A 14,996-nucleotide genomic window follows, 5' to 3' on the forward strand; every position below is an offset into this window, starting at 1 on the left:
CGACCATAAATAACAGTACATAACATAAGTAAACAGGATTCCCGTGACGCACTACTCTTCTTCCACTTCAGCACTACTAAGCACCGCGCATGTTGACGCGGTCGTCGTCGTGCGCGTGGCAGTCGTCGTGGTCGTCGTCGGCAGCGCGCCGTAACGGGTTCCGAATCCAAACCAGATTCTCAAACCCCGCCGGCGCCAGCCGAGCGGGGTTTCTTGTTTCAACCCTCCCCGCTCCGACACCGCACCGGCCCTGATGAAGGATGTAAGCATGCGTTATACAGGCGCTCAGTTAATTGTTCGGCTGCTCGAACAGCAGGGCATCACCACCGTAGCGGGTATTCCCGGCGGCGCGGCGCTGCCGTTATATGATGCTCTGGGACAAAGTAAGACGATCCGCCACGTCTTGGCTCGCCATGAGCAAGGCGCTGGGTTTATGGCGCAAGGTATGGCGCGTGCAAGTGGGCGTGCCGCAGTTTGCATGGCCTCCAGCGGGCCGGGCGCAACCAACCTGCTCACCGCGATTGCCGATGCCAAACTGGATTCAATCCCGCTGGTGTGTATTACCGGACAGGTATCTTCTGGCATGATCGGCACCGATGCGTTTCAGGAAGTCGATACCTACGGCATCTCTATTCCCGTCACCAAACATAACTATCTGGTTCGCGACATCAACGAACTGCCGCGCGTGATCCCGGAAGCCTTTCGCATTGCGCAGTCGGGGCGTCCCGGCCCGGTGTGGATCGATATTCCAAAAGACATCCAGACTGCAACCATTGAGCTAAGCGAACTGCCGGGCGTCTTTCCTCTCGATACGCCACCCACCATCGCGCAGCAGGAGATCGAGCGGGCTGCTGCCATGATTAACGCGGCTCAGCGTCCGGTGCTCTATCTGGGCGGTGGAATCATTAGCAGCGCCGCGCACGAACAGGCGGTTCAACTGGCGGAGCGTTCCAGCCTGCCAACCACCATGACGCTGATGGCGCTGGGTGCGATGGCCGTCGATCACCCGCTGTCGCTCGGGATGCTGGGGATGCACGCCGCACGATCAACCAATCTGATCTTACAGCAGGCAGATTTGTTAATTGTGCTGGGTGCTCGTTTTGACGATCGCGCGATTGGCAAAGCGGAACAGTTTTGCCCGCAGGCCAGCATCATTCACATCGATATCGATCCCGCAGAATTGGGCAAGATCCGCCAGGCGCATGTGGCGATCAACGCGGATGTCGCGGAGGCGCTGGATCGCTTGCTGCCGCACATTACGCCGCAACAGCGTGACGTGTGGCGTACCACCGTTCGCGGGCTGCAAGAGGAGTTTCCGTTCAACATGCCGAATGCTGACGATCCCTTAAGCCATTATGGACTGGTACAGGCCACGGCGCAGGCACTGACGGATGATGCCATCATCGCAACCGATGTCGGCCAGCACCAAATGTGGGTCGCTCAATCTTATCCGCTGCGGCGTCCACGTCAGTGGCTGACATCAGGCGGGCTTGGGACGATGGGCTTTGGCTTGCCTGCGGCAGTTGGCGCAGCGCTGGCCGAGCCGGAACGCACCGTGGTGTGCTTCTCGGGTGATGGCAGCCTGATGATGAACATTCAGGAAATGGCAACCGCGGCAGAAGAAGGGCTTAACGTCAAAATCGTTCTGATGAACAACCAGTCACTCGGTCTGGTTCATCAGCAGCAGGATCTGTTTTTCCAGCAGCGCATTTTCGCTGCCGATTACCGTTACAGTCCAAATTTCCTCGCGATTGCCGCAGGTTTTGGCTTTGCGACCTGCGATCTGAACGCAGCCGCCGATCCACAGGCCGCGTTGCAGGAGATACTGAATCAACCGGGACCCGCGTTGATCCACGTACGCATTGACGCCAATGAGAAAGTTTTCCCGATGGTGCCACCGGGCGCAGCAAACATCGATATGATCGGAGATTAATGACTATGTCCACTCAACAAACGTCGCTAACACAAGCAATGTCGTTAACACCAGTAACGTCAAATCAGGTCACGCTAGAGCTCTCTGTGCGCAACCACCCTGGCGTCATGTCACACGTTTGCGGTCTGTTTGCCCGTCGGGCATTTAACGTGGAAGGCATTCTGTGTATGCCGTTGGCAAGCGGCGAGGAAAGTCGCATCTGGCTACTGGTTAAAGATGACCAGCGACTACAGCAGATGATCAGTCAGGTGGAAAAGCTGGAGGACGTCCTTCAGGTTCGTCGCCACGGTGAAGAAATGCGTATTTTCGAGCAGGTCGCCGAATTTTACCGCTAGTGAATGTTACCGTGATTAACTTTACTACTACGAGTTTTACCACTACGCATTTTACCGCGATATAGATAGTTTGGCCGGGTCTCTCCCGGCCAGCCCACGCTTACCCGTTTAACACTTTTACCCGTTTAATACCTGCCACAGCAGATGACGATAAACCGGCATCAGCGGATGCTGAATCAACACGATCAACAACGCGACTGCCGCTATGGACACGCCAGGCGCCACCCAACGCAGACGTCTGAGCGGCATCGTTCTGCTAAACCAGTCATGCTGTTTGCGCTTATCGCTGTGCCACCAGCGCCAGTTTAGCCAGCCAGCGACCCACACGACGACAGCTGTGAATAATAACAACCACTTAAACCCCGTACTGTTCGTCCCTGCGGGAATATCAATCGCCACGCCAGCCAGAATACCGGGTAAGAAATAGGCCGGCGGCCACAGCAGGCAACCAATGATATTCGGTACGGCAAATTTATAAGGCGGTAGCCCCAGCATCCCCGCCACCATCGGAATAAGGGGGCGCGTCGGGCCAACAAAACGCCCGATCAATATCGTCGGCATCGGATGCTGATACAGGGCATATTCGGTTTTATTCAGCAACGCCTGATACTTTTTCAGGAAAGACCAGTTATGCAGGGGTGCCTTAAAACGCATGCCAATAAAATAGGAAATCCAGTCACCTAGCAGGCAACCGATGATACCGGCCGCCCATGCCGGATAAAGCCCCATTTGTCCGCTACCGATCAGCGCGCCCAGCGTTGCCATCATCACCGTTCCCGGCAACAACAACCCCACCAGCGCCAGTGATTCCAGAAAGGCAACCAGCATGACGGCGATCAGTGAATACGCTAACGATTGGGTAACCAGATGATCCAGCCACGCTTCCATAAACCTACCCGTATTTTATAAAAACAAGGATTGTCTGGATCATAGCAGAAGCCGTCAACTCCTGATTGTTGGTCAATTCTTTTGCACCTCCGGGCGCCAACACTTATGATAGCGGTCATTTTTTGCCACTGTGCCACACTGCCACTATGTTTTTTAAACAATTCAAGTTTTTTAAACGATTCAACCATTTCGGATTACGACGTCTTATCCTACTTCTGGCAGTAGCGAGCGCATTGGTGACGCTGGCAAACAGTTTTTATGCCAGCTACCGCGTCCAACGAGAGCTGCTGATTGATAACACGCTTGAAGCCAACCGGGTTTATGCCACCAAACTCGCAGCGATGACCCACTCTTTTTTTAAAGAAGCCCAGCAGCAGTTAGCCTACAGCGCCAATATCGTCGCCCCCCAGATGGATGATAAGGCCAGCCTGCTTAAAGAAGCCGACCGTCTGCGGCTACAGACCAGCAATTTCAACTCTGTCGTTATTGCTGATGAAAAAGGTATCGTCAGAGCCACCTCACCCGATACGTTTCAATTGATTGGGAGAAGCCTGACCACCGAAGGCGCACTCGAAGCCTTACGAGAAAAGCAGCCTCTTATCAGCCAACCCTATCTATCTGCTGCCAATAACTTCATTGTGCTGATATCTGCACCGATCTTCACGCGAGATGGCCGTTACAAAGGATTTATCGGTGGATCGATCTACCTCAAGCAGCCCAGCGTTCTCAATACGCTCTTGGACAAACATTATTACCGCGACGGTTCTTATATTTACGTCATCGATAAGAACAAAAAATGCTGTATCACCGCGATATCGAGCGAATTGGTAAAACAGAGACCAATAACCTAGAGATCGACGCACAGCATGAGAAGAATGGTAGCCAGCATATGGTGAACTATCTGGGTGAGAAGATGCTAGCGGGCTATGCCGTTGAGTCGACCTCGCAGTGGCAGATTGTAGCGCTCCGTCCAACGGACATTACGCTGAAACCGCTGGATGGCCTGATGCTAAATGTCCTGCGCCACACGCTCCCTCTCGCATTTTTAACTATCTTCGGCGTTTGGCTGCTTGCCCGGCTCATCGCCCAGCCGCTGTGGCTGCTGGCGCGCAGCGCCAATAAGATGGATGCGACGGATGTCTCCGACGACATCAGAAATATTCCCTCCTGGTATTTCGAGGCCTCTCAGCTTAAACAGGCTATGCTGCTCGGCATCGATTTACTTCAGCGCAAAATTGGTAAGTTACGTTCGGAGGCACACTCAGACCCGATGACCGAGTTGCTCAATCGCCGTGGATTGGATAGCGTTCTGCGCTACTGGCAGATGGGACAAAAAAGTTTTTCGATCATCGCGCTGGATATCGATCGCTTCAAGCGCATCAATGACACCTACGGTCATGATGTCGGCGATAATGTCATTCGCTATCTCTCACAGCTTATTCGTACCAGCTCACGCGATTCCGACATTCTATGCCGCAGCGGCGGTGAAGAATTTTTGATCCTGCTGCCGGAAACCAGCCTCGATATCGCACTTAGCATTGCTGAACGCTTGCGGCAGCGCATGGAGGAAGCAACCATTCCTGTCGTGGGTAATATCACCATCTCATTAGGCGTTGCCCTGTGGGAACCGGGCGTCAACAACATGTCGATCGAGCGCACCTTCAAACTGGCGGATGAAGCGCTGTATCAAGCCAAACAAGAAGGCCGCAACCGCGTGGTGTCTGCCTCCGGCAACGAGAGTTAACACCAATTCCTCTCCTCTTTATATCGGTATATCGGTGATGTCGCAGGACGCTGGACATCACCTGTATAAATAACCATACTTACTCCTACTATCCTTTCTTATCCCGCTCGCTATAAAAGGCCGCTTAGTGACTCAGGTTCGTCAGGGGTTTCTGCTGACCCGCCACTGGAATGACACACCAACTGGCACACAGGTTGAATTCTGGCTGGCCACCGATGAGGGGCCGCAACTGGCTCGTCTGCCGCTACAGCAGGCCATTGCTTTTATTCCCGCCCAGCAGGAAACTCGTGCAAGAACGCTCTTACAGCAGGAAAAACGCTGGCAGTTAAAACCGCTTGCGATGCAGGATTTCCACCATCAGCCGCTATTGGGGCTGTATTGCCCACAATACCGGCAGTTGCTGCGGCTAGAGAAATTGCTGCGTGAAGGTGGCGTTCAAATCTACGAAGCCGATATTCGCCCGACGGAGCGCTTTCTGATGGAACGCTTTATCACGGCACCGGTGTGGTTTAGCGGTACGCCCACGTCAGACGGCCTGCTGACGGATGTTCGAATGAAACCTCATCCCGATTACCGCCCGACGCTCAGGCTGGTGTCGCTGGATATCGAAACCAACCGCCACGGCGAGCTTTACTGCATCGGGCTGGAAGGCTGCGGGCAGCGTCAGGTTTACATGCTCGGCCCGCCGAACGGCACGCCAGCCGAGCAGGAGGATTTTACGCTGGAGTACGTCGCCAGCCGCCCGCAATTGCTGGAGAAGCTGAATGTCTGGATGCAGCAGCACGATCCCGATGCCATTATCGGTTGGAATCTGGTGCAGTTTGACCTGCGCGTCTTACAGAAACATGCCGAGCGCTACACTATTCCGCTCAAGCTGGGGCGCAATGGGCAGGCGTTAGAATGGCGGGAACACGGTTTTAAACAGGGGCATTTTTTTGCAAGCGCCACCGGCCGTTTGATTATTGACGGCATTGAAGCGCTCAAATCCGCGACGTGGAATTTTGCGTCGTTTAGTCTGGAATTTGTTGCGCAGTCCCTGCTGGGGGAAGGCAAAGCCATCGACACGCCCTATCAGCGGATGGATGAGATTGACCGACGTTTTGCCGAAGATAAACCCGCGCTGGCGCGCTATAACCTGCAAGACTGCGAACTGGTCACGCGTATTTTCGACAAAACCGAACTGCTGCCTTTCTTACTGGAACGCGCCAGCGTCACCGGACTAGCAGCAGACCGCAGCGGCGGTTCCGTTGCCGCCTTTTCCCACCTCTATTTACCGCGCATGCACCGCATGGGTTACGTGGCGCCCAATCTGGGCGATGTCGCGCTTGAAACCAGCCCCGGCGGATTTGTGATGGATTCGCGCCCCGGCCTGTATGATTCGGTGCTCGTGCTGGATTATAAAAGCCTCTACCCTTCCATCATCCGTACATTCTTAATCGATCCGGTCGGGTTGGCTGTGGGAACACAAAATCCAGACGCACAGCACGCCGTCCCCGGCTTTCGCGGTGCGTGGTTCTCCCGCGAGCAGCACTGCCTGCCCGCGATTGTCGAGCAAATCTGGCAAGGGCGTGAAGCCGCGAAGCGCACCAATAATAAGCCGCTGTCTCAGGCGTTGAAGATCATCATGAATGCCTTTTACGGCGTACTCGGTGCCACAGGCTGCCGCTTCTTCGATCCGCGCCTCGCCTCCTCCATCACCCTGCGTGGCCATGAAATCATGCGCAAAACGCGCGAACTGATCGAAGAACAAGGCTATCAAGTGATTTATGGCGATACCGACTCCACATTCGTCTGGCTGAAACACGCGCATCGCGAAGAAGAAGCGACAGCGATTGGCAAAACGCTGGTGCAGCACGTTAACCAGTGGTGGACACAGCACTTGCACGACACCCAGCAGTTGACCAGCGCGCTGGAACTGGAGTTTGAGACGCACTTTCGCCGCTTCCTGATGCCAACGATTCGCGGTGCCGAGCAAGGCAGCAAGAAGCGCTACGCCGGGCTCATCGACACGCCGCAAGGCGAAAAGATGGTGTTCAAAGGGCTGGAAACCGTGCGCACTGACTGGACACCGCTAGCGCAACAGTTTCAACAGCAGCTCTATCTGCTGATTTTTCAACAACAGCCGTATCAGGAGTGGCTGCGGGATTATGTCGATCGCACCCTGAACGGGGAGTTCGACGATCTGCTGATCTACCGTAAACGCTTACGCCGCCGACTGGATGATTACCAACGCAACGTGCCGCCCCATGCCAGAGCCGCAAAAATCGCCGATGACTATAACCGCCAACAGGGGCGGCCGTTGCAATACCAAAACGGCGGCTGGATCAGCTATGTGATGACCGTGAATGGCCCCGAGCCGCTGGAAACCCGGCATTCGCCGCTGGATTATCAGCATTATGTCGAACGCCAGCTCCAGCCAGTCGCGGACGCTATTTTGCCTTTCCTGCATGATGATTTTGCTACACTGGTAACAGGCCAGATGGGTCTGTTTTAAACGTCAGGGATCAAGGCGTTAGCTAGCGGGTATTCCTGTTTTTACATGACCGGTAGTTATGTTTTTGAGTGGCGCATATTTATGTTTTTAAGTGACGCGTATTTCTGTCTTTAAATGAAAGGGGTTAATTCGCGGTACAGCAAGTTTGAGGGGTGACGAACGCACCGTCATCCATTACCATAACGCCCTTTCTGAATTTGCATCAGCAACATTATCGGCACCCGGTAATGTAATCAGACATTCCCCCGAACAGACGAAAATCGAGCTAAGAATTTATGCCTTTTACACTTGGTCAGCGCTGGATCAGCGATACGGAAAGCGAACTTGGACTGGGAACGGTTGTTGCCGTCGATACGCGTATGATAACGCTGCTTTTTCCTGCCAGCGGTGAAAACCGACTTTATTCCCGCAGCGACGCCCCCATCACCCGCGTGATGTTCAACCCCGGCGACACCGTCACCAGCCATGAAGGCTGGCAGCTCAAAGTTGATGACGTGCGAGAAGAAAAAGGGTTACTGGTGTATTGCGGCCAGCGTCTGGATGATGAAACGCCAGCAGAACTGCGTGAAGTCTTTCTGGACAGCAAACTGACGTTCAATAAACCGCAAGATCGTCTGTTCGCCGGGCAGATTGATCGTATGGATCGCTTTGCCCTGCGCTATCGCGCCCGCAAGCATCAAAACGAGCAGGCGCTACAGCAACAGGTCGGGTTACGCGGCATGCGTGCCAGCCTCATCCCTCATCAGCTCCATATCGCTCACGAAGTCGGCCAACGTCATGCGCCACGCGTCTTGCTGGCGGACGAAGTCGGTCTGGGGAAAACCATTGAAGCCGGTATGATCATCCATCAGCAGTTGCTGGCGGGTCGTGCCAGTCGAGTGCTGATTATCGTACCGGAAACCCTGCAACATCAGTGGCTGGTTGAAATGCTGCGCCGCTTTAATCTGCTGTTCTCACTGTTTGACGACGAGCGCTATGCCGAAGCCAAACTGGACAGCAGCAACCCGTTTGAAACCGAACAGCTCGTTATCTGCTCACTGGGATTTGTGCAGCGCAGCGCCCAGCGTTTTTCGCAACTCGTCAACGCAGATTGGGATCTGCTGGTGGTGGATGAAGCTCACCATCTGGTCTGGAGCGAAGAAAGCCCTAGCCCGGAATATCAGGCCATTGAAACACTGGCACGCGCCACGCCGGCCGTTCTGCTGTTAACCGCAACGCCGGAACAGCTTGGTCAGCAGAGCCACTTTGCGCGTTTACGCCTGCTCGATCCTAACCGTTTCCACGATTATCAGGAATTCCTTGCCGAGCAGCAGCAGTATCGTCCGGTCGCCGATGCGGTCACGCTGTTATTAGCGGGTGAAAAAGCCCAAACGGCTGAACTGAATGCGCTGAGCGATCTGCTGGGCGAGCAGGACATCGAACCGCTGCTAAAAGCCATTAACAGCGACAGCGATGATAATCAGAAGGCGCGTCAGGAACTGATCGCCATGCTGATGGATCGCCACGGCACCAGCCGCGTGTTGTTCCGTAACACGCGTCAGGGGGTTAAAGGTTTCCCACAGCGTATCCTGCATCAAATCCGTCTGCCGCTGCCATCCCAGTACCAAACGGCCATTAAAGTATCCGGCATTATGAACGCGAATAAGACGCTGGAGGTGCGCGCCCGCGACATGCTGTACCCGGAACAAATTTATCAACAGCTCGAAGGGGACGATGCGACCTGGTGGAACTTCGACCCGCGCGTGGAATGGCTGTTGAACTATCTGACCGCCAACCGTGATGAAAAAGTGCTGGTGATCTGTGCGCAGGCCGCCACGGCGCTACAGCTGGAGCAAGTGCTGCGTACGCGTGAAGCGATTCGCGCCGCCGTTTTCCATGAAGGTCTGTCGATTCTGGAACGTGACCGCGCTGCCGCGTATTTGCTTCCGAAGAAGAAGGCGCACAGGTGCTGATCTGTTCAGAGATCGGTTCTGAAGGCCGTAACTTCCAGTTTGCCAGCCATTTAGTGATGTTCGATCTGCCGTTTAACCCCGATCTGCTGGAACAGCGTATCGGCCGTCTGGACCGTATCGGGCAGGCAAAAGAAATTCAGATTCTGGTGCCGTATCTGGAAAATACCGCGCAGGCCATGCTGGTGCGCTGGTATCACGAAGGGTTGGACGCGTTTGAGCACACCTGCCCGACAGGCCGCACCATCTATGATGTGCACCATGCACAGCTGATCGAGCGCATGACGACCGTCGGTGAACAGCAAGGGCTGGATGAATTTATTCACACCTGCCGACAGCAGCACGACAGCCTGAAACAGCAGCTTGAACAAGGCCGCGATCGTCTGCTGGAAATGCATTCTAACGGTGGCGAACAGGCGCAGCAGTTGGCACAGGCCATCGCCGAGCAGGATAATGACGTCAATCTGGTGACATTCGCGCTGAACCTGTTTGATATTGTTGGCATCAATCAGGAAGATCGCAGCGATAACCTGATCGTCCTGACGCCATCCGATCATATGCTGGTGCCGGATTTCCCTGGCCTGCCGCAGGACGGTTGTACGATCACGTTCGATCGCGATCAGGCCCTTTCCCGCGAAGATGCACAGTTTATCAGTTGGGAGCACCCGCTCATCCGTAACGGGCTCGATCTGGTGCTGTCCGGCGATACCGGAAGCTGTGCGGTGTCGCTGCTGAAAAATAAAGCCCTGCCGGTCGGCACACTGCTGGCTGAACTGGTTTACGTTGTAGAAGCACAGGCGCCAAAACACCTGCAACTGACCCGTTTCCTGCCACCAACGCCGGTTCGCCTGCTCATGGATCGTAAAGGGACCAATCTGGCGGCTCAGGTTGAGTTTGAGAGCTTCAACCGCCAGCTCAACGCGGTAAACCGTCATACGTCCAGCAAGCTGGTGAATGCGGTACAGGCCGATGTTCACGCGATGTTGCAGCAGGCGGAAGCGTTAGTCGAAACGCAGGCACGCCAGTTGATTACCGACGCGCAGGAGCAGGCTGACCTGCAATTGCGCCGCGAGCTGGAGCGTCTGGAAGCGCTGAAAGCCGTCAACCCTAATATTCGTGAAGATGAACTGACTGCGCTGGAAAACCAGCGTGAGCAGGTGCTGAGCAATCTCCATGAGGCTAACTGGCGTCTGGATGCGATTCGTCTGGTGGTGGTTACACACCAGTAAACGTTTCTGACAGCGGTATAGGCATAAACCTCATACCGCTGTTATAAAGACACGTTGTTTGCAAAATCGAGATACACGGGCATACCACGGGGCAAGATCTCCCTGCGGGAACCTCATCCCCGTGTTCTCCCTAATATCACACAGTATATGTTGTCTGAAGGTGCTCCGATGGAACCCTATAATCCGCCTACCGATCCCTGGCTGCACATTCTTTACCAGGATCAGCACATCATGGTGGTGAATAAACCCAGCGGTTTGCTGTCGGTTCCCGGCCGTGCGCCAGAACACAAAGACAGCGTGATGAGCCGCATTCAGGCTGACTATCCCACAGCCGAATCCGTTCATCGCCTGGATATGGCGACCAGCGGCGTCATTGCCGTCGCACTCACAAAGGCCGCCGAGCGTGAACTAAAGCGCCAGTTTCGCGAACGCGAACCGAAAAAATCCTACCTTGCCCGCGTCTGGGGACATATGGCACAGGATGAAGGCGTCATCGACCTTCCGCTTATCTGCGACTGGCCGAACCGCCCAAAACAGAAAGTCTGCTTTGAAACAGGCAAAGCGGCACAGACAGAATATCAGGTACTCTCACGCGACGATGACGGTACGACACGCGTCAAGCTGATGCCGATTACGGGGCGCTCCCATCAACTGCGCGTTCATCTGCTGGCACTCGGCCACCCGATCCTCGGCGATGGCTTTTATGCACATCCTGATGCTAAAGCGATGGCGCCCCGCCTGTTGCTGCACGCACAAGAATTGGCTATCACGCACCCGGCTTTCAATACCCCGATGCACTTTCGTTGCGAAGCGGATTTCTGAGGCAACCGTGCCGACGGTATTTGCACATCGAATGTGGTAGAGCGGTAAAACGGGGAAGTAAAAAGAAGGGAAAGGTGCGGGTTATTTTGCTTGATTCGCGCTTTTCAACAGTTCATAGGCCGCCTGAATATCCTGCGCTTTGCGCTTGGCTATCTCCATCATCCTCGGCGACAACTTCTTGGCGACCAGCTTATCGGGATGATGCTCGCTCATGAGTTTACGGTAAGCACGCTTAATCGTCGCGGCATCATCGCTACTGCGCACCCCCAGCGTACGGCAGGCGCTTTCGACCGTTGGCCCACGTGGCGGTGACGCCGGACGCTGACCGCCATAAGAGTGACCGTTGGAATAGCCATTATTACGACGCTGATGCGATTTACCGTTCTGTCGTGACTGATTCTGCCGGGACTGTTGCCCCGAGGTTCCTTCCATATTGCGCAGGAAGAACTCAAACTGTTCGCGCGTCACGCCCAGCTCATCGGCAATCACGTACAACACACGTCGCTCATTCGGGTGCAAAACACCATCAACAAACGCGACCTGAAGCTGAATTTCCAGAAACATCTTAATTAAATCAAAGCGTCCCAGACAGGCATCGCGCAGCTTGCGTAATTTTATGCGCAAAGGGAAATGACCAGCCTTCCCTTCGCGGAAAGCCTGTTGAGCCGCGCTTCTGGCTTCACCAAATAGCTCAAGGCGATCCATCATTTTGGTCGCAATCTTGATATCAGCTTCCGTCACCCGGCCTTTGGATTTGGTCAGGTGCCCCATAGCCTGAAAGGTCGTGAGAAAGAACAAGGACTGGCGAGTAGACTGGGCCGAAAAATAATCACGGCGACGCGATGCCCAGGCTTTGTCAATCCAATGCCCCATCAGTAAACCCATGATCATTCCCCAGATGCCAGCGCTTGAGACGATTCCCAATGCTAACCCCAGCAACTTTCCCCAATACCGCATATACTCCTCAAATCCTCATGCCGTCAGCCAAAAATTGCTTTATCATACCTGTCATTTATCTTTGCACCTAACGGCGGTGCGTATAGGCGGTGGGGATTTAACACTGGCGCAACGCTAACGAGTGATATAGTCTCTGACCGTTTGCCGGCATGATGCCCCTGATGACGGAACACCTAATACTGCGTATGAAAAAAAGTTTCCCAACTCTGCTGGCCACTCTGGTTTGGTCGGCGCTTTACAGCCAGCACGCGCTGGCCGATCTCGCTGAACAGTGCATGCTGGGTGTACCCACGTACAACAGACCGCTGGTCACTGGCGATCCCAATCAACTGCCGGTCAACATTCAGGCCGATAAAACCGAAGCCAACTATCCAGACAGCGCCAAATTCACTGGTAATGTTAACATCCAGCAGGGCAACAGCGTCATGACTGCCGAGCAGGTGGAACTGAATCAGTTGGATCCGACAACGCAGGGCGGCACACCCACGCGGACGATTACCGCGACGGGAAATGTCCACTATGATGACAATCAGGTTATCCTGAAAGGCCCTAAAGCGTGGGCCAACCTGAACACCAAAGATACCGACGTCTATGAAGGCGACTATCAGATGGTGGGCCGTCAAGGGCGTGGTTCCGCCGACAAAATGAAAATGCGTGACAGCAATCGCTACACCATTCTGGAAAACGGCTCCTTCACTTCCTGTCTGCCGGGAGATAATAGCTGGAGTGTCGTCGGTTCGGAAGTGATTCAAGACAGAGAAGAGCAGGTTGCTGAAATCTGGAACGCGCGTTTCAAGATTGCTGGCGTACCTGTGTTCTATAGCCCGTATTTGCAGCTTCCTATCGGCGATAAACGACGCTCTGGCTTCCTGATCCCCAATGCGAAATATGGCAGCAGCAACGGCTTTGAACTGCTGACGCCTTATTACTGGAACATCGCGCCTAATTTTGACGCCACGATCACACCGCACCTGCAAACTAAACGTGGTATGCAGTGGCAGAACGAATTCCGCTACCTGACCACGCCAGGCCTCGGCGTGATTCAGTTCGACTGGCTTCCTAGTGACAATGAATACGCCAAAGTCGCCCCACAGGATAGTAACGACACCCGCTGGCTGTTCCATTGGGGCCACAGCGGCGTGATGGATCAGGTGTGGCGTTTTAACGCGGACTACACCAAAGTCAGCGATGACCGCTACTTCACCGATCTGGACTCGAATTACGGGTCAACCACCGATGGCTACGTCACCCAAAAACTGAGCGTAGGCTATGCGAACCAAAACTGGGACACTGCGCTATCCACCAAACAGTTCCAGGTCTTTTCCAATGCGACCAGCCGCGATGTCTATCGTGCTGAGCCGCAGCTCGATATCAATTACTACCAGAATGATATCGGCCCGGTTGATATGCATCTTTATGGTCAGGCGGTAAAATTTACTAACGTCAACAATAGTCGGCCAGAAGCGACACGTCTGCACGTTGAACCCACGCTGAATCTGCCGTTAGCAAATCGCTGGGCCAGCCTAAATACTGAAGCCAAGCTCTTGGCGACACATTATCAACAAGATAATCTCGATCGTTACCGTGCGACACCAAGTAGCTCTCAAGAGATACAAGATTCAAAAAATGCACTAAAAGATTCAGTGAATCGCGTAATGCCGCAATATAAAGTCGATGGCAAGATGGTCTTTGAGCGCGAAATGGACTGGTCGCAGGCTTATACTCAGACGTTGGAGCCTCGTGCGCAATACCTCTATGTGCCTTATCGCGACCAGAGCAGTATTCATACCTACGATTCTACGCTGATGCAGACCGACTATTCCGGCCTGTTCCGCGATCGCAGTTACAGTGGTCTGGATCGTATTGCATCAGCGAATCAACTAGTGACTGGTGTCACTACACGTATTTATGATGACGCATTGGTTGAACGTTTTAACGCTTCTATTGGTCAAATCTATTACTTCGATCGCCCACGCACAGGGGATCGCAATACTGCGCTCGATAAAAGCGATAACAACGGTAGCCAGGTATGGGCAGGTGACTCCTTCCTGAAAATCGATGACAGATGGGGTGTTCGCGGAGGTCTACAGTATGACAATCGCCTGAACGAAATCGCGCTGGGCGACGCCGTGTTAGAATACCGTCGTGATGCGGAACGTCTGGTGCAGCTGAATTATCGTTACGCGAGCCCAGAATATATTCGAGACATGATCCCTAATGTCACGAACCCTGGCTTCCAGCAAGGTATCTCGCAGGTCGGTATCACCGCGAGCTGGCCGATTGTCGAGCGTTGGGCCGTGGTGGGTGCTTATTATTACGACACCAAGGCCAATCAGCCGGCGAACCAGCTCATTGGCTTACAGTACAACACCTGCTGCTGGGCCGTGAGCGTCGGTTATGAGCGTAAAATTACCGACTGGAACAGCGTTAGCCGCAGCAGCGAATACGACAACAAAGTGTCGTTTAATATCGAATTACGTGGTTTAAGCAGTAATTACAGTCTGGGTTCCGACAAAATGCTGCGTTCAGGTATTTTGCCTTACCAGCGCGCATTCTGATGTCATCCAGAGTGCTAAGCCGATAAGGATGTAGCAAAAACAAACAGGCTGTCTTACAGCAATGTTGGAACTTTAACCCGCCTTGCG

The 14,996-nt window shown here is 54.0% G+C and carries 7 protein-coding genes and 2 pseudogenes; 7 read left to right on the forward strand and 2 right to left on the reverse strand.

What is annotated here, in order from left to right; genetic code table 11:
* The first annotated feature begins 268 nt into the window (after window positions 1-268).
* The gene (ilvB, locus tag NAL19_RS18100; RefSeq protein WP_263058074.1) at window positions 269-1,933 is read left to right on the forward strand and encodes an acetolactate synthase large subunit; all 1,665 of its coding nucleotides are present in this window, start codon (window positions 269-271) and stop codon (window positions 1,931-1,933) included.
* A 5-nt stretch (window positions 1,934-1,938) separates the two neighbouring features.
* Window positions 1,939-2,268, forward strand: coding sequence for an acetolactate synthase small subunit (ilvN, locus tag NAL19_RS18105; RefSeq protein ID WP_225085808.1), 330 nt, complete (start codon window positions 1,939-1,941; stop codon window positions 2,266-2,268).
* A 117-nt stretch (window positions 2,269-2,385) separates the two neighbouring features.
* Here ilvN and NAL19_RS18110 read toward each other — a convergent pair whose 3' ends face one another.
* Window positions 2,386-3,156, reverse strand: coding sequence for a DedA family protein (locus tag NAL19_RS18110; protein WP_250160540.1), 771 nt, complete (start codon window positions 3,154-3,156; stop codon window positions 2,386-2,388).
* A gap of 146 nt (window positions 3,157-3,302) precedes the next feature.
* Here NAL19_RS18110 and NAL19_RS18115 point away from each other — a divergent pair.
* The 4 genes and pseudogenes from NAL19_RS18115 to rluA all read left to right on the forward strand — a co-directional run bounded on the left by NAL19_RS18115 (window position 3,303) and on the right by rluA (window position 11,394).
* Window positions 3,303-4,900, forward strand: a pseudogene (locus tag NAL19_RS18115) (diguanylate cyclase).
* Window positions 4,901-5,027: 127 nt separating this feature from the next.
* Window positions 5,028-7,394: a DNA polymerase II gene (locus NAL19_RS18120; RefSeq protein ID WP_263058075.1), complete on the forward strand. Its 2,367-nt coding sequence runs from the start codon at window positions 5,028-5,030 to the stop codon at window positions 7,392-7,394.
* Window positions 7,395-7,669: 275 nt separating this feature from the next.
* Window positions 7,670-10,572: pseudogene (rapA, locus tag NAL19_RS18125) on the forward strand (RNA polymerase-associated protein RapA).
* Between the two features lie 168 nt (window positions 10,573-10,740).
* Complete coding sequence (gene rluA / locus NAL19_RS18130) at window positions 10,741-11,394, forward strand: bifunctional tRNA pseudouridine(32) synthase/23S rRNA pseudouridine(746) synthase RluA (RefSeq protein WP_225085812.1); 654 nt, start codon at window positions 10,741-10,743, stop codon at window positions 11,392-11,394.
* Between the two features lie 81 nt (window positions 11,395-11,475).
* Here the strand turns inward: rluA and djlA are convergent, their stop codons facing one another.
* Window positions 11,476-12,351, reverse strand: a complete 876-nt coding sequence (gene djlA, locus NAL19_RS18135) for a co-chaperone DjlA (RefSeq protein ID WP_263058076.1) — start codon at window positions 12,349-12,351, stop codon at window positions 11,476-11,478.
* Between the two features lie 149 nt (window positions 12,352-12,500).
* Here djlA and lptD point away from each other — a divergent pair, with 149 nt between their 5' ends.
* On the forward strand, window positions 12,501-14,909 hold the full coding sequence (lptD, locus tag NAL19_RS18140; RefSeq protein WP_263058077.1) for an LPS assembly protein LptD: 2,409 nt from the start codon (window positions 12,501-12,503) through the stop codon (window positions 14,907-14,909).
* Window positions 14,910-14,996: the final 87 nt, after the last annotated feature.

This window comes from Pectobacterium sp. F1-1 (assembly GCF_025643735.1).
Classification (GTDB): Bacteria; Pseudomonadota; Gammaproteobacteria; order Enterobacterales; family Enterobacteriaceae; genus Pectobacterium; species Pectobacterium colocasium.

Bases quoted from the DNA above. Each gene is read 5' to 3' on its own strand.
- NAL19_RS18110 (WP_250160540.1), bottom strand. From the start codon at position 3,156: ATGGAAGCGTGGCTGGATCATCTGGTTACCCAATCGTTAGCGTATTCA.
- rluA (WP_225085812.1), top strand. From the start codon at position 10,741: ATGGAACCCTATAATCCGCCTACCGATCCCTGGCTGCACATTCTTTAC.
- ilvN (WP_225085808.1), top strand. From the start codon at position 1,939: ATGTCCACTCAACAAACGTCGCTAACACAAGCAATGTCGTTAACACCA.
- lptD (WP_263058077.1), top strand. From the start codon at position 12,501: ATGATGCCCCTGATGACGGAACACCTAATACTGCGTATGAAAAAAAGT.
- djlA (WP_263058076.1), bottom strand. From the start codon at position 12,351: ATGCGGTATTGGGGAAAGTTGCTGGGGTTAGCATTGGGAATCGTCTCA.
- ilvB (WP_263058074.1), top strand. From the start codon at position 269: ATGCGTTATACAGGCGCTCAGTTAATTGTTCGGCTGCTCGAACAGCAG.